Genomic DNA, 19,450 nt, shown 5'->3' with positions numbered 1-19,450 from the left:
ACCATGGCGATGAGGTGGACGGCACCCGCTCCGGGCCCGATCGAGGACTGGCGCTTCGACGAGGCAGAGGTCGCGCCTCCCGGCCCGGGCGAGGTGACCGTGCGGATCCGGGCGGCGGGCGTCAACCCCGCGGATGCCAAGCACGTCGCCACAGCGCGCCCCGGTGCCGCCTACCCGATGCCGATCGGCTACGAGCTGTCGGGGGAGGTCACGGCCGTCGGCCCCGATGCCGTCGGCGGCTCGGGCGCTCTCGCGGTGGGCGACGAGGTCGTCGCGTTCCGGGTGCAGGGGGCGTACGCCACCGAGCTCACGGTCCCCGCGCGCGACGTCTTCGCCAAGCCGGCGAAGCTCACCCACCCCGAGGCAGCGAACCTGCTGCTCGCCGGCACCACCGCGGCCGAGATGATCCAGGTGACCCGCGTCGGGAAGGGCGAGACCGTTCTGCTGCACGCCGCCTCCGGCGCGGTCGGGGTGAGCCTGCTCCAGCAGGCGCGCGAGCTCGGTGTGCGCGTGATCGGCACGGTGGGCCCGGATGCCGAGCTCTCGGCCGAACGCGTGCGTCGGTACGGCGGAATCCCGGTGGCCTACGGCGACGGGCTGCGCGAGCGCGTCGAGGCGGCCGCGGAGGGCGCCCCCGTCGCTGCCGCGTGGGATGCCGTCGGCACCGACGAGGCGTTCGAGGTCTCTCTCGCCCTCGTCGCGGAGCGGGACCGCATCGTCACGATCGTCGACCCCGAGCGGGCGAAGACGGAGGGCGTGCTGTGGATCGCCGGTTCGCGACCTGAAAGTGCACGCTTTCGCGACATCGCCCGCGCGCGGGTGCTCGAGCTCGCGGCATCCGGTGCCCTCGAGGTGCCCATCGCGCGTACCTACCCGCTCGCCGACGCGGTCGCGGCCGTGCGGTTCGTGATGGACGGGCACCCCGGCGGCAAGGTGGCGCTGCTGCCGTGAGAGTCGAGCGCCCCGCGCGACACTGCTACGATCGCAGGATGCGCTTCGGTGGCCTGCTTCTTCTTAGCTGCCGCGACGAGTCCTCGTTCTAAGGGCCTCCCTCGTCGCGGAGATCGTCGTCGGCCCCACCGAACGAATCTAAAGAAGCGACACATCATGAAGAACACCCAGAAGCCCACGTCCGCTCCGGTGCACAAGTACCGTCCTTTCCACGAGCAGATCCGGGTCGACCTGCCCGACCGCACGTGGCCGTCGAAGCGCATCGAGGTCGCACCGCGCTGGTGCGCCGTCGACCTGCGCGACGGAAACCAGGCCCTCATCGACCCGATGAGCCCCGAGCGCAAGCGGGTCATGTTCGACCTGCTCGTGAAGATGGGCTACAAGGAGATCGAGGTCGGCTTCCCCAGCGCGAGCCAGACCGATTTCGACTTCGTGCGCCAGCTGATCGAAGAAGACCTGATCCCCGACGACGTCACCATCCAGGTGCTGACGCAGGCCCGTGAGCACCTCATCGCCCGCACGTACGAGGCCATCGCCGGCGCGAAGCAGGCGATCGTGCACCTGTACAACTCGACCAGCGTGCTGCAGCGCGAGGTCGTGTTCCGCACCGACCAGCAGGGCATCGTCGACATCGCGCTCGAGGGCGCGCGTCTGTGCAAGAAGTACGAGGCGACGATCCCGCAGACCGAGGTCTACTACGAGTACTCGCCCGAGAGCTACACCGGCACCGAGCTGGAGTTCGCGCTGCGCATCTGCAACGAGGTGCTCGAGGTCTTCCAGCCGACGCCTGAGCGCAAGGTCATCCTGAACCTGCCCGCCACCGTCGAGATGGCGACCCCCAATGTCTACGCCGACTCGATCGAGTGGATGTCGCGGAACCTCAACCACCGCGAGAACGTCATCCTGTCGCTGCACCCGCACAACGACCGCGGCACCGCCGTGGCCGCCGCGGAACTGGGATACATGGCCGGCGCCGACCGCATCGAGGGCTGCCTGTTCGGCAACGGTGAGCGCACCGGCAACGTCGACCTCGTCGCCCTGGGCATCAACCTGCTGACGCAGGGCATCGACCCGCAGATCGACTTCAGCGACATCGACCAGGTCAAGCGCACCGTCGAATACTGCAACCAGCTGCCCGTGCCGGAGCGCAGCCCCTGGGCCGGCGACCTGGTCTTCACCGCGTTCAGCGGTTCGCATCAGGATGCCATCAAGAAGGGCTTCGAGGCGATGGAGGCCCGTGCGCAGGCCGAGGGCAAGAGCATCGACGACATCGAGTGGGCCGTGCCGTACCTGCCGATCGACCCGAAAGACCTGGGCCGCTCGTACGAGGCCGTCATCCGCGTCAACTCGCAGTCGGGCAAGGGCGGCGTCGCCTACCTGCTGAAGGCCGACCACGCGATCGACCTGCCCCGCAAGCTCCAGATCGAGTTCTCGGGCGTCGTGCAGACCCGCACTGATGCTGAGGGTGGCGAGGTATCCAGCAGCCAGATCTGGGACATTTTCACCGACGAGTACCTGCCGTCGAAAGACGACGACCAGCGCTGGGGCCGCTTCGAGCTGCTCTCGACGCGTTCGTCGAGCGACATGTCGGGCGACGTGCACCTCGACGTCTCGCTGCGCGACGGCGAGGCGGTGCACCCGGCCTCGGCCGTGGGCAACGGGCCCGTCGCCGCGTTCCTCGAGATCGTCCGGTCGCAGGGCTTCGACGTGACGCTGTACGACTACGTCGAGCACGCCCTCAGCTCTGGCGGTGACGCGCAGGCCGCCGCCTACGTCGAGTTGCAGGTCGACGACCAGCGCCTGTGGGGCGTCGGCATCGACAACGACATCTCGACCGCGTCGCTCAAGGCGATCGTGTCGGGCGTGAACCGCGCCATCCGCACGCGTCAGGCCACCGCCGCCCTCGCCGGCGTCTGACCGCGTGTGAAGCGCCGCCGAGCAGACCTCGGCGGCGCTTCGCCGTCTCCGAGCCTCCGCCTGCGAGGATGAAGGCGTGATCCGCGTCGACGCCCTCTACCGTTACCCCGTGAAGGGCTTCACGCCCGAGAGGCGTGAGAGTCTCGTCATCCAGTCCGACGGTCGCGTGCAGGGCGACCGCGCGCTCGTGTTCCGTTTCGCCGACGCCCTCGAGCCCGCGGACGCCACCTATCCGAAGAGCCGCGGACTCGCGTTGATGACGTTCCCCACGCTCGCTCGTGTCGACCTCACCTTCGACGACGCGGCGGGCACACTTCGCCTTCGCGTCGACGACATCGATCTCACGGCCGACCTCAGCGAGTCCGGCCGCGCGCGCCTCTCCGACGCCGTCACGGCGTACCTGCGCACGACCAGCGACGCGAAGCTCCTCGACGCCGACGGCATCCTGCCCCTCGGCCTCCTCGGCGACGGCGTGACCGCGCGTTTTCAGGACCGACCCCGCGGTTTCGTCTCCCTGCACGGCGCGGCCTCGGTCGACGCACTGGATGCCGCGGTGCCCGCGCCCGTCGACGACCGGCGTTTCCGCTCGAACATCGTGGTGTCGGGCGTCGAGGCGTGGGCCGAGCTCGACTGGCGCGGACGCGTTCGGATCGGTGGGGTGGAGTTCGAGGTGCAGAAGCCCATCGAGCGCTGCGCCGCGATCACCGCCAACCCCGACACGGGCGTCCGCGATGCGCGGCTGCTGCGCGTGCTCACGACCGCGTTCGGCCAGGACGAGCCGACCCTCGGCATCCTGCTCCTCCCCACCGACGGCGGCGGCACGATCCGCATCGGCGACGAGGTCACCCTCATCGCGTGAGGAGTCAAGAAGTGTCGCCGGGGCGCCGCGGAGGCGACACTTCCTGACCCCTCGCGCGATCACGCGTCGTCGGGGCGGATGATCGGGATGCCGGTGGTCTCGACCGCGACCTTGCGGCGGTAGAGCTTGCGCTGTTCGGGGAGTGACAGGTCGAACAGCACCGCCAGCACGCGCACCACGGTGGTCACGGCCAGTCCGACCACCGCCGCGATCGGAAGCGGCACGCCGAACGACGCCGTGAGGGCGAGCACGGCGCATCCGCCGCCGGCCGCCACCGCGTAGAGCGAACCGACGTGCATGATCGCGACGGGAAGGCCCATCAGCACGTCGCGCAGCACGCTGCCGCCGACGGCCGCGAGCACACCGACGAAGATCGCGGGCACCGCCGGCATGCCGAGCGCGAGGGCCTTCGACGTGCCGAACGCGCCGAACAGGCCGATCACGAGGGCATCGAGCATGACGATCGCGCGGTTGAGGCGCTGGAAGATGCCCGACAGCAGCATACCGACGAGCGATGCCAGGGTCGCGGTGACGAGGTACCAGTTGCTCTGCAACGTCGCGGGGGTCAGCCCCAACAACAGGTCGCGGATGAGGCCACCGCCCATTCCCAGCAGGATGCCGATGATCGCCACCCCGAGCAGGTCGAGGCGCCGCTGACCCTGGAAGCCGGAGGCGAACAGCGCCCCTTGCACGCCGCCGAGGGCGACGGCGGTGAGATCCGCCCACAGGGGGATGACGAAGGTCGGCGTGTCCACGGCATCCATTGTTCCGTTCGCGAGGCGCGCCGGGCGGTGCGCCGCGCAGGCCCCTCGCAGCGGGCGAGGTCGATAATGGACTGTGCCCACCTACCGCGACGAAGTCGTGGTCCTGCGTACCCACAAACTCGGGGAGGCGGACCGCATCCTCACCCTCCTCAGCCGGCGCAACGGCAAGATCCGCGCCGTCGCGAAGGGCGTGCGGCGCACCTCGTCGCGTTTCGGCTCTCGTCTGGAGCCGTTCATGGTCGCCGACGTGCAGCTGTTCAAGGGACGCAACCTCGACATCGTTCAGCAGGCCGAGTCGCTGGGGTCGTACGGCGCCGACATCGTCGTGAACTACGACCGGTACACCACCGCCAGCGCCATGGTCGAAACCGCTGACCGGCTGAACGAGGCCGAGGCCACGCCCCAGCAGTATCTGCTGCTCGTCGGCGGGCTGCGCTCGCTCGCGCGCGGCGATCATTCCGAGCGCAGCGTGCTCGATTCGTATCTGCTGCGCGCCATGGCCCTCTCGGGGTGGGCGCCCGGGCTCACCGAGTGCGCGCGGTGCGGCACGGTCGGCGATCACCCGTACTTCCTCGCCCAGCTCGGCGGTGTGGTCTGCTCGACCTGCGCGCCGGCGGGCTCCCCGCGGGTGGCCCGTGACACGGTCGACATGCTCCGCGCCCTCATGGCGGGGGAGTGGGAGACCATCGACGACGCACCCGGCCGCACGGTCGCGGCCGCCTCGGGCCTCGTGGCCGCCTACGCGCAGTTCCACCTGGAACGCGGCATCCGTTCCCTCACGCACCTGGAGTCGCATCGATGACACCGAAGCCGTTCACGCACCGCGACGCCGTGCCCTACCGCCCCCTCGACTGGACGGGGGAGTACCCACCGGCGTACCCGAAGGGGTCGGTGCCCGAGCACGTCGCGATCGTGATGGACGGCAACGGCCGCTGGGCAAACCGCCAGGGCCTCACGCGCATCGAGGGGCACCGCGCGGGTGAGGCGGCTCTGCTCGACGTCGTCGCCGGGGCGATCCAGGCGGGCGTGAAGCACCTGTCGGTGTACGCCTTCTCGACCGAGAACTGGTCGCGCTCACCCGATGAGGTGCGTTTTCTCATGGGTTTCAACCGCGAGGTGCTGCACCGCCGCCGCGACCAATTGAACGAGTGGGACGTTCGCATCCGGTGGTCGGGCCGTAAGCCGCGCCTGTGGGGCTCGGTCATCAAAGAACTGCAGCACGCCGAGCGTCTCACCGAGGGCAACTCCACCCTCACCCTGACGATGTGCGTCAATTACGGCGGGGCGCGTGGAGATCGTGGATGCCATGCGCCGCATCGGCGACGACATCGCCGCGGGAAAGCTGAAGCCGTCGGCCGTGACCGAGAAGCTGATCCGCAAGCACCTCTACCAGCCCGACATGCCCGACGTCGACCTCTTCGTGCGCTCCAGCGGCGAGCAGCGCACCTCGAACTTCCTGCTCTGGGAGTCGGCGTACGCCGAGATGGTGTTCCTCGACACGCTGTGGCCCGACTTCCGCCGAACCCACCTGTGGGATGCCATCGGGTTGTACCTCTCGCGCGACCGGCGGTTCGGCGGGGCCGTGGACGCGCCGACGGCGTAGCCGCTCTCGCACCCAGCAGAGCCGGCACGGACGGATGCCGCGAACGGAATAGATCCCCGACCCGGAAGGTTGCACGCGATATGACGGATGCCATCAAGATCGACGTGTGGAGCGACATCGCCTGCCCCTGGTGCTACATCGGCAAGCGCAACCTCGAGAACGGCCTGGCCGCCACGGCCGCCGATGACGACGCTCCCGTCGTCGAGATCGAGTACCACTCGTTCGAGCTCTCGCCCGACACCCCCGAGGACTTCCACGGCGGTGAGGTCGACTACCTCTCGCAGCACAAGGGCATCTCACCCGAGCAGGCGCGCGACATGCTCGACCGCGTGACCGGCGTCGCCGCCGAGGCCGGTCTCGCCTACCGCTTCGACATCCTCCAGCACACCAACACCGTCAAAGCGCACGAGCTGCTGCACTTCGCGAAGCAGAACGGCAAGCAGCTGGAGCTGGCCGAGGTGCTCATGTCGGCGTACTTCCTCGAGGGCAAGCACGTGGGTCGCGACGACGACCTCGTCGCCCTGGCGGTCGAGGTCGGTCTCGACCAGGATGCCGCCCGCGAGGCGCTCGCATCGCAGCGCTACCGTGCCGCGGTCCGTGCCGATCAAGAGCAGGCGCAGCAGTTCGGGATCACGGGCGTGCCGTTCTTCGTGATCGACGGCAAGTACGGGGTGAGTGGAGCGCAGCCGGTCGAGGCGTTCAGCCAGATCGCCCGTCAGGTGTGGGGCGAGCGCCGCAAGGCATCCGCGACTGCCGACGCCTGACTCTTCCTCCACAGCGGTGTCCGCCTCCGGTTCGACCCCGGCCAGACGCTACGCTTCCCGGATTGCCCGAGAGCCCGCCCGCGGACCCGTTGGTCGGCTTGTGGCGGTGGCTGAGACACTACGCCCACCGTTTCGCGTCTGTCACGCTGACCGTCTCGGGTTGCTCTTGGCGGGCGGCCTCGTTGTTCTGTGTGTTCCGTGGCTCAGCGTGCCCCTGCTCGTAGTGGGTACGATCATTCGGGCGTCAGCAACGCCGTGGAAGCGTCGGAAAGAGAAGGACGAAGACACGTCGGATGCTCACGCTGTCCTTCTTGAACAGTCTCTGCCGCTCCGTCTATCGGATCAAGCGCTGGTCACATGACTCCGCGACCGCCGATATCTACTTCAGCATGCACCGGATTGCCGCAACCTGCGGCTTGAGTCCCGCCCCAGTCGGGCCTGACCACCACACTGACTTCTTCCCCACCCACTACATCGGTAACGACGAGTTCAACAGTCTCCTGCGCCTGGTCAAACGACACGATCCAAGACGTGTCATCTACACGCTGAACACTTGCGGAAACCTCACCGGGACACTCGTCTGCGCACGCGGACAGCAAATGGGCTGACGCATCTGTCTGCACCTCAAGCGTCGCGAGCAAACCGATTGGTGGGCATGCCTCGACGCCGGCACAGCCCGTGAGATGTAGGGCGAGGAACGCTGCTCCAAGAGCAGCTGCGCCTCCTCGACCGGGAACCCCACGGCGGCTAAGGGACAATCGCGAGACCATACTGCTGGTTGTTCGGGAAGAATCGACTGAGTGGTGCGTACGACACGAGGTCAGAGCAAGACCGGCCCTGTTTGCCCGCGCAAGGCTTGCCTGCGTAGTCATAGATGCCGCTCACAACACCGGTTGCGAAAACCCGCGCCGTGCCACCAGAACCCGCGAACACTTGAATGACCGGGCCGCCACTGTCTCCCTGACCTGCTGCCGGTAGGCCATTCTGCTGGTACGTGCGCGTCAAACCGTAATAGCAATATGGGATGCCATTGTAACAAGTGGTTATCTCGGTACCTCCCACAATGTTTCCACAACGAAGACCGGACGGCGATCCTGAGTAACAGACGACATCATTAACGACAGGCGCCGTCCAGCCCCGGATCGGCGATTTGGGCCCGGGGTTGTCCGGGCCGCCAGTCAGCACATACGGCTCCTGAGAATTGAAGGCCCGGAGAAGTTCATGATCCGTATTATTGTTGCCGCCATTCGCTTGGCCGAGAGATTGGCCAAGACGCGTACCGGCAGTGAGCGACGGGGTGACTCCTGCCTCATTGTTCGCGATCCACCACATCTGTCCGATCGCATCAGAGCAATGATCAGCAGTGAGGTTGTACGTGGCACGAGTTCCGGTGTCGATCACATAGAAGCCGTTAGTGCAGCTGCGCCATTCCCCATTCGAGACTCGGTACAGCGCCGAACTACCGGCCGCGTAAGGCGGTTGCGTCTGATAGCGAGTTGCCGCTTCGGCAGATGACTTGCTGACCTCGTAAGGAACACCGAGGTTACCGAATGACTCCTCGGAAAGCCCGGGAGCCCGATCGAGAAGGTCAGACTCTCGTGGCCCATCCTCAATCTCGAGATGAAGAGAGCTGCCATCGAGGGCCGGGATGACCGAGAAGGAATCATTGCCGCCGGCGATGAGGCGCCATCGCTCGATGACCAAATAGGTCGCATCACTCAGCTCCCGGTTCGTGAAAAGTGTCGGAGTCACGGCGAAGAGCGACGAGTGAGGTTGGAGAGCAGCGGCCACGCTGTCGAAACATCCCTGTCTGCATACACACGAGCGACACCGGCACCATGATCCCAGGCGACGCCGTGAACCACGGGAGCGACTGCACCGAAGGCGTTACCAGCCAATACTGAGTGAACCGCCAGCGGGACCGGACTCAAGGCGTCCTCCGGAAAGGCGTCCAACGGTAGGTCCGTCACGCCCGGAGAGGCAGCGGTCGGGATGGTCCAATCTTGTGCGCCCCCGTAGCTCCTAGTATCCGCCTGAGCCGGGGCGACCGCACCGATGCCGAGCGCCAGCACTGCTGCAATTCCGGCGGCAAGAGCCTTCTGAGGCATGTTGTACACAGTGGAACTCCATTCCCGATGGAAGAGCGCCGGTTGGAAGCGTCGTTGTTGTATCGCAGCGGCGCGGTCAGTCACCCAGAGAGTGCCAGCCATCCGAAGCTTCCGCAAGACCCGGGTGTGCTTCCCCGACACGTTGTGAACAGCCGAGGTAAGGCAAAGACCTCCGGGACGATGTGGGTAACAGCCGCACACTCGTTCCACGGAGGTCTTCGTGCCTCACGGTGACGCGCCCATGGCGCCCGAGGGGCGTCGTCGTCTGGCTGTCTTGATCATGGAGGACGACTGGTCGCTGCGGAGGGCTGTTGAGCGCTTTCAGTGCGCGCCGGCGACGGCCAAGCGGTGGGCGGACCGATACCGATCGGGACAACCCATGACCTGAACCGTCTCCGGTTTGATGCCGTTTCCTTTCGGGCCTGGAAGGAAGATGTTGATAATGCCGAAGAGGATTCCCGAGGAGGAGCAGCAGCAGCAGCGAGCGATTCGGCTCGTGTCGGATCACCTCGATGAGTACCCAAACATCACGGCTGCGTGCGAGACGATCTCCAAGCGCCTCGGGTTGGGGCTGAGTCGTTGCGCCGGTGGGTGCGTCAGGCGCAGGTCGACGAGGGTGCCCGGCCGGGGCGGGTGACCTCCATGGAGAACCAGGAAGTTCGAGCGTTGCGCCGGGAGCTGCGTGGGGCCAACGCGATCTTGAGGGATGCGGCGGATCCTACGCCGGGAAACTCGACCCCCGACGCCGCTGATCGTCGCGTTGATCGACGAACAACGAGCCAGAGGTCGCGCGGTCGAGTCGATCTGCCAGGTTCTGCACGAGCAGGGCGTGCAGGTCGCCGCGCAAACCTGCCGGGCACGGACCCGAGCCCACCCCAGCAACCGTGACCTGGCGGACGCGGTCATCATCGACGCGCTGCTGGCGACCTTCGGGACGGCGAAGGCGATGTATGGGCGACGGAAGATGGTCGCGCTCCTCCGTCGCCGACGCCACGACGTCTTCGCGCGGCAGGTCGACCGGCTGATGCGCCACCTCGACTTGAACGGACGTGTTCGCGGGCAGGGAGTCCGCACCACGATCCCGGATCGGAATGCGGCGCGGGCTCCTGATCTCACCACGGCGCTGCGGATGGGGCTCTGGCGCCGTGATCGGGCCAGCCGCCCCGCGGGCGACGGACTCGCACACCACAGCGACACCGGCAGCCAGTTCACCTCGGTCAGCTTCGCCGAGACGCCCGCGTTGGAAGGCATCGCCGCGTCCATCGGATCCGCCGGCGACGCCTACGACAATGCTCTCGCGGACCCTACCATCGGGCTGTTCTCACACGAAGCGATCCGCGACGACTCCCCATTTCTCGACGGCCCGCTCCGTCAGCTCGCCGATGTTGAGTGGGTCACGCTCGCCCGGGTCGACTGGTACAACCAGCGCCTACACCGCACCCTCGGCGACGTCCCACCCGAGGAATTCGAGACCGCGAACCACGCTGACTCCAAAACACGAGCCCACCCGGCGCTGACACCCGCAGAGGAACGGCAGAGAACCGGGGACGATTCACCTTCGCGCAACACCGGTTTCGCCGTTCGTGGGTGAAGTAAAGTCTGAGCGAACCACCTGTGGATGAGGTCCGCCGTCGGTTACCGTCTGGGAGAATGGAACGATGACCACGGCATTGGCTCCGGCGCGGACGCTCCGCATCGGCAACATCGAGCTCGACGCTCCGGTCGTGCTCGCGCCCATGGCCGGCATCACGAACACCGCGTTCCGCCGGCTGTGCCGCGAGTACGGTGCCGGTCTCTACGTCAGCGAGATGATCACGACGCGCGCGCTCGTCGAACGCAACGACACCACGATGCGACTCATCCGTCACCACGAGTCGGAGACACCGCGCTCGATCCAGCTCTACGGCGTCGATCCGGCCACCGTCGAGGCGGCGGTGACGATGATCGTCGACGAAGACCACGCCGACCACATCGACCTCAACTTCGGCTGTCCGGTCCCCAAGGTCACCCGCCGTGGCGGCGGCGCCGCCCTTCCCTGGAAGACGACGCTGTTTCGCGAGATCGTCGAGCGAGCGGTACGCGCCGCGGGCGACAAGCCGCTGACCATCAAGATGCGCAAGGGCATCGACGCCGATCACCTCACCTACCTCGAGGCCGGCCGTATCGCCGAGGGGGCGGGGGTGGCATCCATCGCCCTGCACGCCCGCACCGCCAGCGAGTTCTACTCGGGCCACGCCGACTGGTCGGCGATCGCGAAGCTGAAAGAGACGGTCACGAGCGTGCCCGTGCTCGGCAACGGCGACATCTGGTCGGCCGACGACGCCGTGCGCATGATGGACGAGACCAGCTGCGACGGCGTGGTCGTCGGTCGCGGCTGCCTCGGGCGCCCCTGGCTCTTCGGCGACCTGGCGCGTGCCCTGGGCGGCCCCGGTGCCGCGCACGGCGAACCCGTCGACGCGACCCTCGGCTTCGTTGCGCGCGCGTTCCGCCGGCACGCCGAGCTGCTGGTGGAGTTCTTCGACGACGAGGGGCGAGGATGCCGAGACATCCGCAAGCACGTCGCCTGGTACTTCAAGGGGTATCCGGTCGGGGGCGAACTGCGCGCAGCGCTGGCGACGGCCTCGACACTCGACGAGATCGACGAGCTGCTCGCCACGATGGAGCTCGACGCGCCCTACCCCGGGGCCGCGGCCGAAGGCCAGCGCGGTCGCGCGGGCACCCCGAAGCGTCCGGCGCTTCCCGACCGCTGGCTCGACTCGCACGAGATCGGCGACGAGGCCGGCCGCGAGCTCGCCGCAGCAGAACTGCACCACAGTGGCGGGTGAGGTGGCGGTGACCGCCGCCCGCCCCCTCGGTTACGACGACGCGGATGCCGCGCGGTTCCACGTCGAGAAGCATCGCTCGCAGCGCGACGATTTCGCCCGCGACCGCGCGCGCGTGCTGCACTCGGCGGCCCTTCGCCGTCTCGCCGCCAAGACCCAGGTGCTGAGCCCGGCGAGCCCCGCCGACTTCGCCCGCAACCGCCTCACGCACTCGCTCGAGGTCGCGCAGGTGGGGCGCGAGCTGGCGACCGCACTTCAGCTGTCACCCGACGTCGTCGACACGGCGTGCCTCAGCCACGACCTGGGCCACCCCCCGTTCGGCCACAACGGCGAGCGGGCGCTGAACGAGTGGGCCGAGGGCATCGGCGGCTTCGAGGGCAACGCGCAGACGCTGCGCATCCTGACTCGCCTCGAGCCGAAGGTGTTCGGAGCCGAGGGCGAGCCGTTCGGGCTCAACCTGACGCGCTCGAGCCTCGACGCCACGTGCAAGTACCCGTGGACCGCCGATGAGCCGGTCCCCGACCCGGGCGGGCGCCTGAAGTTCGGCGTGTACCCCGACGACGAGCCGGTGTTCCACTGGATGCGCGGGGAGGCCCCCGCCCGCCGGCGCTGCATCGAAGCCGAGGTCATGGACCTCTCCGACGACATCGCCTACTCGGTGCACGACTTCGAAGACGCGGTCGTCAACCGGTACGTCGACCCCGCGCGCCTGGCATCCCGGGTCGGCCGCGAGGGTCTGCTCGACGCGATCCAGCGCTGGGTGGGTTATGACTTCGTGCGCGACGACCTCGACGCCGGCCTCGAGCGCCTGATGGCGATGCCGGAGTGGATCCCCTCGTTCGATGGCACGCGTCCCGCCCTCGCGCGTCTGAAGAACCTCACGTCCGACCTCATCGGCCGCTTCGCGCGCGCCGCGACCTCGGCCACCCGCGAGGCGTACCCGACCGATCAGCTCACGCGCTACCGGGCGCACGTCGTCGTGCCCGCCGACGTCGAGGTCGAGATGGCGGTGCTCAAGGGCATCATCGGTGCCACCGTGGTCTCGATCGACGGCCGCAAGGTGCTGTACCGCGAGCAACGCAATGTGCTCAAGCGCCTGGCATCCGCCCTGTGGGAGAACCCCGGCGCGCTCGACGCCCTGCACGCCCCCGACTTCGCCGCGGCCACCGACGACACCGCGCGGCGCCGCGTGGTCGTCGACCAGGTCGCGAGCCTCACCGACCAGCTCGCCATCGCGTGGCACGGCCGACTCGTCGGAGAAGTGGATGCCGCCGAGCTCGGCGTCTGGGCGCCCGGCGCCCGCGCCGCCCGGGGAGCGGATGCCTGATGGCCCGCATCCGCCAAGCCGACGTCGATGAGGTGAAGGCGCGGGTCAACATCGCCGACGTCATCGGGGAACGCGTCGCCTTGAAGCCCGCCGGCGTCGGCTCGATGAAGGGACTCTGCCCCTTCCACGACGAACGCTCGCCGAGCTTCAACGTGCGCCCCCAGGTCGGGTACTACCACTGCTTCGGCTGCGGCGAGTCGGGCGACGTCTACTCGTTCCTGCGCGCGATGGACCACGTGTCGTTCACCGAGGCGGTCGAACGCATGGCTGCGCGCGTCGGCTACACCTTGCACTACGAAGACGGGGGAGCGGCCCCCGAGACGACCGGCCGTTCGCGGTTGTACGCCGCGAACGCGGCGGCGGCGGAGTACTTCCGCGCGCAGCTGATGAGCCCCGAGGCCGAGACCGGACGCCGGTTCCTCGGCGAGCGCGGTTTCGACGCCGGGGCGGCGGCGCACTTCGGCGTGGGCTATGCCCCGAAGGGGTGGTCAAACCTGCTCGACCACCTGTCGACGCAGAAGTTCAGCCGCGACGAGCTCGTGCAGGCGGGGCTGGTGTCGCAGGGCCAGCGCGGCGTCTATGACCGCTTCCGCGGGCGACTGGTGTGGCCGATCCGCGACGTGACCGGTCAGGTCATCGGATTCGGCGCGCGCAAGCTCGTTCGACGACGATCAGGGCCCGAAGTACCTCAACACGCCCGAGACGCCGATCTACAAGAAGGCGCAGGTGCTCTACGGCCTCGACCTGGCCAAGCGCGACATCTCGCGCTCGCACCGGGTGGTCGTGGTCGAGGGGTACACCGACGTGATGGCCTGTCACCTCGCCGGTGTCACCACCGCGATCGCCTCGTGCGGTACGGCGTTCGGCAGCGACCACATCACCGTGCTGCGTCGCGTGATGGGCGATGACAGCTCTTCGGGCGAGGTCGTCTTCACCTTCGACCCGGATGCCGCGGGGCAGAAGGCGGCGCTGCGCGCCTTCGCCGACGAGAAGCGCTTCGCCGCCCAGACCTATGTCGCCGTCGCCCCCGAGGGACTCGATCCTTGCGACCTGCGGCTGCAGCGCGGCGACGGGGCGGTGCGTGCGTTGATGGAGAACAAGAACCCCATGTTCGAGTTCGTCATCGACCAGCGACTGAAAGACTTCGATCTGGGCAGTGTGGAGGGCCGCGCGGGCGCGTTGCGCGCGGCGGCACCCATCGTCGCCGATATCCGCGATCCCTCTCTTCGCCCCGGATACGTGCGCGTGCTCGCCCGCCGTTTGGGCCTCGACATGCCCGAGGTGCAGGCCGCGGTGGAGCGCGCCGCGCGCGGAGCCGACCGCGCTGAGCAGCGCGAGAACGCCCGCGTCGCCGAGCCCGTCCCTATTGCTGTCTCGGTCACGATGGCCTCCCTTCCCAACACCCGCGACGTCGCCCTCGAGCGCGGCGCCATGATGGCATTCCTGCAGTACGGGCATCGGATCGACCCCGACGTGTTCCTGCGCGCGCTTCAGCTACCTTTCGGCCACCCCGCCCTCGAAGCCGTCCGCAGCTCCCTGGCATCCACCGATCTGTCGCAGCCCGGCTGGGCGGTGGCTGCTGTCGAGGCGGTGCGGGAGCCGTTCCGGTCGCTCGCGGCCGAACTGCTCACGGCGGAGTTCCCCGCCCGCACCGAAGAGGGGGAGCGGTCGCGTCGGCGAACGACCTCGCCCGCGGCCTGCTCGTGCGCGAGCTGCAGCGCGAGAAAGACGAACTGCTGCGGGGGATCCAGCGCGTGCCCGCCGACTCCGAAGAGGGGCGTCGGCTGCGCCTGCGCCTGCGGGAATTGGATGCCGACCGGCAGAGGTTGATCGCGTCGTAGCGTCGACGCGGGTGCCGGGGCTCACGCACAGATGGGTCGCCGCGTGAGGCCCCTTGCGGCGGGTCGCCGCGTGCGCGGCAGGCGACCTCGACGGCGACCGGAATTTCGGCGGCGACACGCGCTGCGTGGCCCCCGCGTGAGACCTCTGCGGCGGGCCGGCGCATGCGACGCCGGCGAGGCAGGCCACCTCGACGGTGACCGGAATTTCGGCGGCGACACGCGCTGCGTGCCCACGCGTGCGCGACCGTACCGAACCGGCCTGCTCGGGCGCGCCGCTGGCATCCGTTCTCCGGGTGGGCGAGGATGAAGGAATGCCCCGGACTCTCGACACCGACGTCGTCCTCCGCGCCGACGACCTCTCCCTGGCTCGCAACGGCGTGCGGGTCATCGACGGCATCACCTTCACCCTCTTGCCGGGGCGGACGCTCGTGGTGCGGGGAGCGACGGGTTCCGGCAAGACATCGCTCGTATCGCTTCTGTCGGGCGACCCCGACGATGGCCTCGGCGTGGTCGGAGGAGACGCGCGGGTGCACGGCATCTCCGCGCGCCACCCCGGGCGCGCGCGTCGCGAGTGGGTGTTCCACACGGGTTACCTACCGCAGGGCGCGGGCGCGGCGCTCCCGTCGCGGCTGACCGTGCACGACGTCATCTCGGAGCCGATCACCAGCCGCGACCGTCGCGTCAACACGCGTGCGCTCGCGGTGCGGGTCGCCACGCTCCTCGACGAGATGGAGCTGCCGCTCGGCACCGCGCCGAAGTACCCGTACGAACTGAGCGCGGGGATGCGACAGCGCGTCGCCCTGGCCCGCGCTCTCGTGCTCGAGCCCCGCCTGCTCGTCGCCGACGACCTCTACGCCAACCTCGATCTCGAGGTGCGGGCCGCGGCGCGCTCGGCGATCACCCGCCGACGCGACGAGCGGGGGATGGCGTCGTTGATCGTCACGAACGACGCCGAAGCACCCCGGGAGCTGGATGCCGATGTGCTCGTGCTGCACGCGGGTCACGCGGTGGGTCTCGGCCATGGAGGCGAAGCCCTGCAGTGGACGCCCGACGGCACGCCCGAGCGTCGTCTTTCGGCCCCCTGATTTTCTCGCCGGCCCCGCGTGCTGTTAGTATCGTGGGGTTGCCCACCGCAAGGCGGGTATGATCCTCGGTAGCTCAATTGGCAGAGCAATCGGCTGTTAACCGATAGGTTCTTGGTTCGAGTCCAAGCCGGGGAGCCAGCGAAAGGCCCGTCTCGTCAGAGGCGGGCCTTCGTCGTTCCCGGGTCGACCGATCGCGACGGGGAGCACTTCATCGGACCGTGGCGGACGTGCCACCAGGCTTCTCACCCGCTGCGCGCCGACGACCGCGGAGACAGGGCTTGCGCTCCCGTCGCCCCGAGAACCGCCGACGGATTCAGGCAGGAACGTCGTCGCCCGCGTCGCCCTGTTCGGTTCGCTGTCGCTCGCGCTCGACGGGATCGGCCTCCATATCGGGCACGATCGAGGTGTCGTCGCGGTCGGTCTTCTGGGCGGCGGGGTCGGGCACGGGGAGACGGTCAGGATCGCTCATACTCGGGATGTCACCACGGCGCCGCCGCGTCGGTCATCACCGTTGACAGCGGTCAGTTCTACCCCGAAGGGCCGACGCCGCGGCCAGGGCCGGCGTCCTCCGACCTCCCGGGGGAGTCGGGCCGTCCTGTGCCCTCCGGCGCTCCCCGGCCGGGAGAGCGGGTCGCTTCCGCGGAGGGGACGGGCGGCGCCGGGTTCGCGGCGGCGCCGGTCGTCTCGCCGCCACCGCTCGGACCGGTCGCCCGGGAGACGACCGGCTCGACCACGACGGGCGCGGGCTGCGCTGATTGCGCCGGCGTCGACGCATCGGGGCTCGGCTGTACCGTGGCGTCGGTCTCGACCACGGGCGACGGCGATGCGACGGGTGCCGACGTCGAGACGGGTGCCGACGTCGCGACAGGGGCGGGCGTGGCGACGGGGGTGTCGTCGGCCACCGGCGGCGAATCGCTGCGCGCCGGAGCAGGGGTTGAGGCGCGGGCGCGATCCGTCGTCACGTCATGCGCCGCCCCGAGCGAGAAGGCCGCGAGGTGTCCGCCGACGATGAGCGCCGCACCGGCGCTCGCGGCCACCCATGTCCAACCGCGGCGACGCGGACGGCGGGCGGACGCGCGACGCGACGCCGCAGTATGCGCCGCAGTCCGATCGCCGGGCGCAAGAGCGATCTGCCCGGACGCGCTCTCTTCCGACGCCCGCGTGACAAGGGCCTCGGCGGCGGCCGTCGACCCGCCCGGGGGCATGGGCCCGGTGGCCGCCGTCGACGCGCCCGCGTCCAGGGCCCCGGCGGCCACCGTGGACGCGGGAATCGGTGCGGTCGGCATCATCCACCCCGCGAGATACTGCGTGGCATCCGGAACGAGCGCCGGTTCCTCTTCCGCGAGCGCCTCCGCGCGCCGCGCGACCTCCGCCGCCGACGGTCGCGCCGCGGCATCCGTGGCTGTCATGGCGGTCAGCAGGGATCGCCACCGTGGGCTCAGCGACCCCGGAACGTCGGGCTGACGGGCCAGGCGTGCGAGCAGGGTCTCCTGCAGCGATCCGCCGCCGAACGGGTGCAGACGCGTCAGCGCCTCGATGGCCAGCAGCCCGAGAGCGTAGATGTCGGACGCCGCCTGCGGCGCCTCGCCCCGCACCTGCTCGGGCGCGAGGTACGCGGCGGTGCCGATGACGGTGCCGGGGGTGGTCAGCCGCGTGGCGTCGATGAGGTGGGCGACACCGAAGTCGGCGAGCACGGCCTCGGCCTCTCGAGGCGCCCCGTGGAGCGGACGCAGCAGCACGTTGGAGGGTTTGACGTCACGGTGCACGATCCCCGCGCCGTGCACGACCGCGAGCGCCCCGGCGAGATCGCCCAGGATGCCGGCCAGCTCCCGCGACGGAACGGCCTCCTGCTCGATCCGACGCTGCAGCGACGGACCGGTGATCAGCTCCATCACGAGGTAGACGTGGTCCTCGCCCACCAGCCGCGCGTCGAAGAGGGTGACCAGCGAGGGGTGGTCGAGGGCCGCCAGTGCGCGCGCCTCCGACATGCGCCGCAACGGCTCGGGTCCGCCGGCGCCGTCAGCGTGGAAGATCTTGATCGCGACATCTCGCGCCAGCACTTCGTCGCGGGCACGGAAGACGCGCCCCATTCCGCCGGCACCAAGGCGCTCGCGCAAAATGTAGCGCCCACCGAGGATGTCGCCCGTGTGCGCCAGCGAGAGGTCGGGAGCGTGACTCATCGGATCCTTCGCGATGCTGCGAGACGACGGCGCGGGATCGCCGTCTGCACGCACACTATTGCGCGGGCGAAGGGATGCCACGGGGGCTGGCGGCGCTGAGACGCGGCGCGCATAATGCGGGGTTCTGCCGCACGACGTCGACCCGTGCAACCCGGTCGGCGCGGCAGCGTCGGTGGACGAAGGTGGGGGAGTGACCCCCGATCCCCATCGTTACGACCTCGACGCGCTGCGCTCGCGCCTCCTCGACCACGGCGAAGACGACGGCGGAAGCGAAGGCGAGGTCGATGACAGCATCCCCCAGCTCGCCACCGCCGACCCTGCCTTGTGCGCGATCGCCCTCGTGCTGCCCGACGGCACCACCCGCACCAGCGTCGACGCCGACGTCGCCTTCAGCGTGCAGTCCGCCGTCAAACCGTTCCTCTTCGCCCTCGCGCTGCTCGACACCGACGGCGCCGCCCTCGACCGGGTCGGGATCGAACCGACGGGGGAGGCCTTCAACGCCATCAAGCTCGAGAGCGACACCGGGCGTCCGCCCAACCCGATGGTCAACGCGGGCGCCCTGCTCACGGCATCCCTCGTCCGCGGATCCGACGCGGCCGAGCGCGACGCGCGCATCGCCGAGGGGCTCGCCGCCTTCGCCGGACGCGACCTCGCCGTCGACGAAGACGTCGCGCACAACGAGCACCTGCTCGGCGACCGCAATCACGCCCTCGCGCACCTCATGCGCGCCGAAGGGACGATGCGGGTCGGCGCCGACGACGCCGTGGCCGTCTATGCGCGCGCCTGCGCGACCCTGGTGGATGCCGAGACCCTCGCCGTCATGGGCGCGACCCTCGCGTGCGGCGGGGTGAACCCGCGCACGGGTCGACGTGTGGTGCCCGAGCGCGTGGCCCGCGATGTCGTGTCGGTCATGGCGACCTGCGGCGTCTACGACGGGTCGGGGCGGTGGATGCGCGCGGTCGGCATCCCGGCGAAATCGAGCGTGTCGGGCGCCATCGTGCTCGCCGCTCCCGGACGCCTCGGCGCGGCGGTGGTGAGCCCGCCCCTCGACGTCCAGGGCACCAGCGTCCGCGGCCGGCTCGCGAGCGAAGCGCTCAGCGACGACCTGCATCTGCACAGCTTCGCCGCGCGCTGACGAGTAGCGAGCGATGGAGTGGTGGACGTCTGCGGGGGCGCAGAGGGCTCGGATTGTGGAACACCCCAGAACACAGGCCCTACTCGTGCCAGCT

General features: G+C 69.3%; 15 protein-coding genes, 1 tRNA gene and 3 pseudogenes. 15 read left to right on the top strand and 4 right to left on the bottom strand.

The annotated features are described in order from the left end of the window. The first annotated feature begins 3 nt into the window (after positions 1 to 3). The 3 genes from QE410_RS07925 to QE410_RS07915 all read left to right on the top strand — a co-directional run bounded on the left by QE410_RS07925 (position 4) and on the right by QE410_RS07915 (position 3,727). Positions 4 to 951: an NADP-dependent oxidoreductase gene (locus tag QE410_RS07925; protein WP_307330207.1), complete on the top strand. Its 948-nt coding sequence runs from the start codon at positions 4 to 6 to the stop codon at positions 949 to 951. A gap of 156 nt (positions 952 to 1,107) precedes the next feature. Continuing rightward, positions 1,108 to 2,868, top strand: a complete 1,761-nt coding sequence (leuA, locus tag QE410_RS07920) for a 2-isopropylmalate synthase (protein ID WP_307330205.1) — start codon at positions 1,108 to 1,110, stop codon at positions 2,866 to 2,868. A gap of 76 nt (positions 2,869 to 2,944) precedes the next feature. Then, positions 2,945 to 3,727 (top strand): MOSC domain-containing protein, encoded by a 783-nt coding sequence (locus QE410_RS07915; protein WP_307330202.1) that lies wholly within the window; start codon positions 2,945 to 2,947, stop codon positions 3,725 to 3,727. A gap of 59 nt (positions 3,728 to 3,786) precedes the next feature. On the opposite strand, the gene QE410_RS07910 is transcribed toward QE410_RS07915, so the two are convergent. Continuing rightward, complete coding sequence (locus QE410_RS07910) at positions 3,787 to 4,482, bottom strand: trimeric intracellular cation channel family protein (protein WP_307330200.1); 696 nt, start codon at positions 4,480 to 4,482, stop codon at positions 3,787 to 3,789. Between the two features lie 82 nt (positions 4,483 to 4,564). On the opposite strand from QE410_RS07910, the gene recO reads away from it, so the two are divergent. The 4 genes and pseudogenes from recO (at position 4,565) to QE410_RS07890 (ending at position 7,466) form a co-directional block, all read left to right on the top strand. Next, a complete protein-coding gene (gene recO, locus QE410_RS07905) occupies positions 4,565 to 5,293 on the top strand; it encodes a DNA repair protein RecO (protein WP_307330198.1) in 729 nt (242 codons plus the stop codon). After that, positions 5,290 to 6,094, top strand: a pseudogene (locus tag QE410_RS07900) (isoprenyl transferase). Before recO ends, QE410_RS07900 begins: the two are co-directional and overlap by 4 nt. A gap of 80 nt (positions 6,095 to 6,174) precedes the next feature. Next, positions 6,175 to 6,858, top strand: a complete 684-nt coding sequence (locus tag QE410_RS07895; RefSeq protein WP_307330195.1) for a DsbA family protein — start codon at positions 6,175 to 6,177, stop codon at positions 6,856 to 6,858. A 293-nt stretch (positions 6,859 to 7,151) separates the two neighbouring features. Beyond that, the gene (locus tag QE410_RS07890) at positions 7,152 to 7,466 is read left to right on the top strand and encodes a hypothetical protein (RefSeq protein ID WP_307330192.1); all 315 of its coding nucleotides are present in this window, start codon (positions 7,152 to 7,154) and stop codon (positions 7,464 to 7,466) included. Positions 7,467 to 7,605: 139 nt separating this feature from the next. On the opposite strand, the gene QE410_RS07885 is transcribed toward QE410_RS07890, so the two are convergent. Continuing rightward, positions 7,606 to 8,649: a hypothetical protein gene (locus QE410_RS07885; RefSeq protein ID WP_307330188.1), complete on the bottom strand. Its 1,044-nt coding sequence runs from the start codon at positions 8,647 to 8,649 to the stop codon at positions 7,606 to 7,608. A gap of 537 nt (positions 8,650 to 9,186) precedes the next feature. On the opposite strand from QE410_RS07885, the pseudogene QE410_RS07880 reads away from it, so the two are divergent. The 7 genes and pseudogenes from QE410_RS07880 to QE410_RS07850 form a co-directional block, all read left to right on the top strand. Further along, a pseudogene (locus QE410_RS07880) lies at positions 9,187 to 9,348 on the top strand (helix-turn-helix domain-containing protein); the annotation flags it as partial. Between the two features lie 378 nt (positions 9,349 to 9,726). Continuing rightward, positions 9,727 to 10,557 carry a transposase gene (locus QE410_RS07875; RefSeq protein WP_373459328.1) on the top strand — a complete coding sequence of 277 codons (831 nt, stop codon included), beginning with the start codon at positions 9,727 to 9,729 and terminating at the stop codon, positions 10,555 to 10,557. A gap of 67 nt (positions 10,558 to 10,624) precedes the next feature. After that, positions 10,625 to 11,791, top strand: a complete 1,167-nt coding sequence (dusB, locus tag QE410_RS07870; protein WP_307330186.1) for a tRNA dihydrouridine synthase DusB — start codon at positions 10,625 to 10,627, stop codon at positions 11,789 to 11,791. Position 11,792: 1 nt separating this feature from the next. Further along, positions 11,793 to 13,115: a deoxyguanosinetriphosphate triphosphohydrolase gene (locus QE410_RS07865; protein WP_373426463.1), complete on the top strand. Its 1,323-nt coding sequence runs from the start codon at positions 11,793 to 11,795 to the stop codon at positions 13,113 to 13,115. Beyond that, a pseudogene (dnaG, locus tag QE410_RS07860) lies at positions 13,115 to 14,956 on the top strand (DNA primase). The gene QE410_RS07865 and the pseudogene dnaG overlap by 1 nt, the downstream one beginning before the upstream one ends. Before the next feature lie 311 nt (positions 14,957 to 15,267). After that, positions 15,268 to 16,041 carry an ATP-binding cassette domain-containing protein gene (locus QE410_RS07855; protein ID WP_307330181.1) on the top strand — a complete coding sequence of 258 codons (774 nt, stop codon included), beginning with the start codon at positions 15,268 to 15,270 and terminating at the stop codon, positions 16,039 to 16,041. Between the two features lie 62 nt (positions 16,042 to 16,103). Next, a tRNA-Asn gene (locus tag QE410_RS07850) sits at positions 16,104 to 16,179 on the top strand. 175 nt (positions 16,180 to 16,354) lie between these two features. Here the strand turns inward: QE410_RS07850 and QE410_RS07845 are convergent. Then, positions 16,355 to 16,510, bottom strand: coding sequence for a hypothetical protein (locus QE410_RS07845; RefSeq protein WP_307330178.1), 156 nt, complete (start codon positions 16,508 to 16,510; stop codon positions 16,355 to 16,357). A 58-nt stretch (positions 16,511 to 16,568) separates the two neighbouring features. Further along, positions 16,569 to 18,221, bottom strand: a complete 1,653-nt coding sequence (locus tag QE410_RS07840) for a protein kinase (protein WP_307330176.1) — start codon at positions 18,219 to 18,221, stop codon at positions 16,569 to 16,571. A gap of 190 nt (positions 18,222 to 18,411) precedes the next feature. Here QE410_RS07840 and glsA point away from each other — a divergent pair, with 190 nt between their 5' ends. Continuing rightward, entirely contained in the window at positions 18,412 to 19,356 is a 945-nt protein-coding gene (glsA, locus tag QE410_RS07835; RefSeq protein WP_307330173.1) for a glutaminase A, read from the top strand. Positions 19,357 to 19,450: the final 94 nt, after the last annotated feature.

Source organism: Microbacterium sp. SORGH_AS_1204 (assembly GCF_030818935.1).
Lineage (GTDB): Bacteria > Actinomycetota > Actinomycetes > Actinomycetales > Microbacteriaceae > Microbacterium.
Note: the sequence above shows the minus strand (reverse complement) of the source record. Positions and strands in the feature narration are given on the sequence as shown.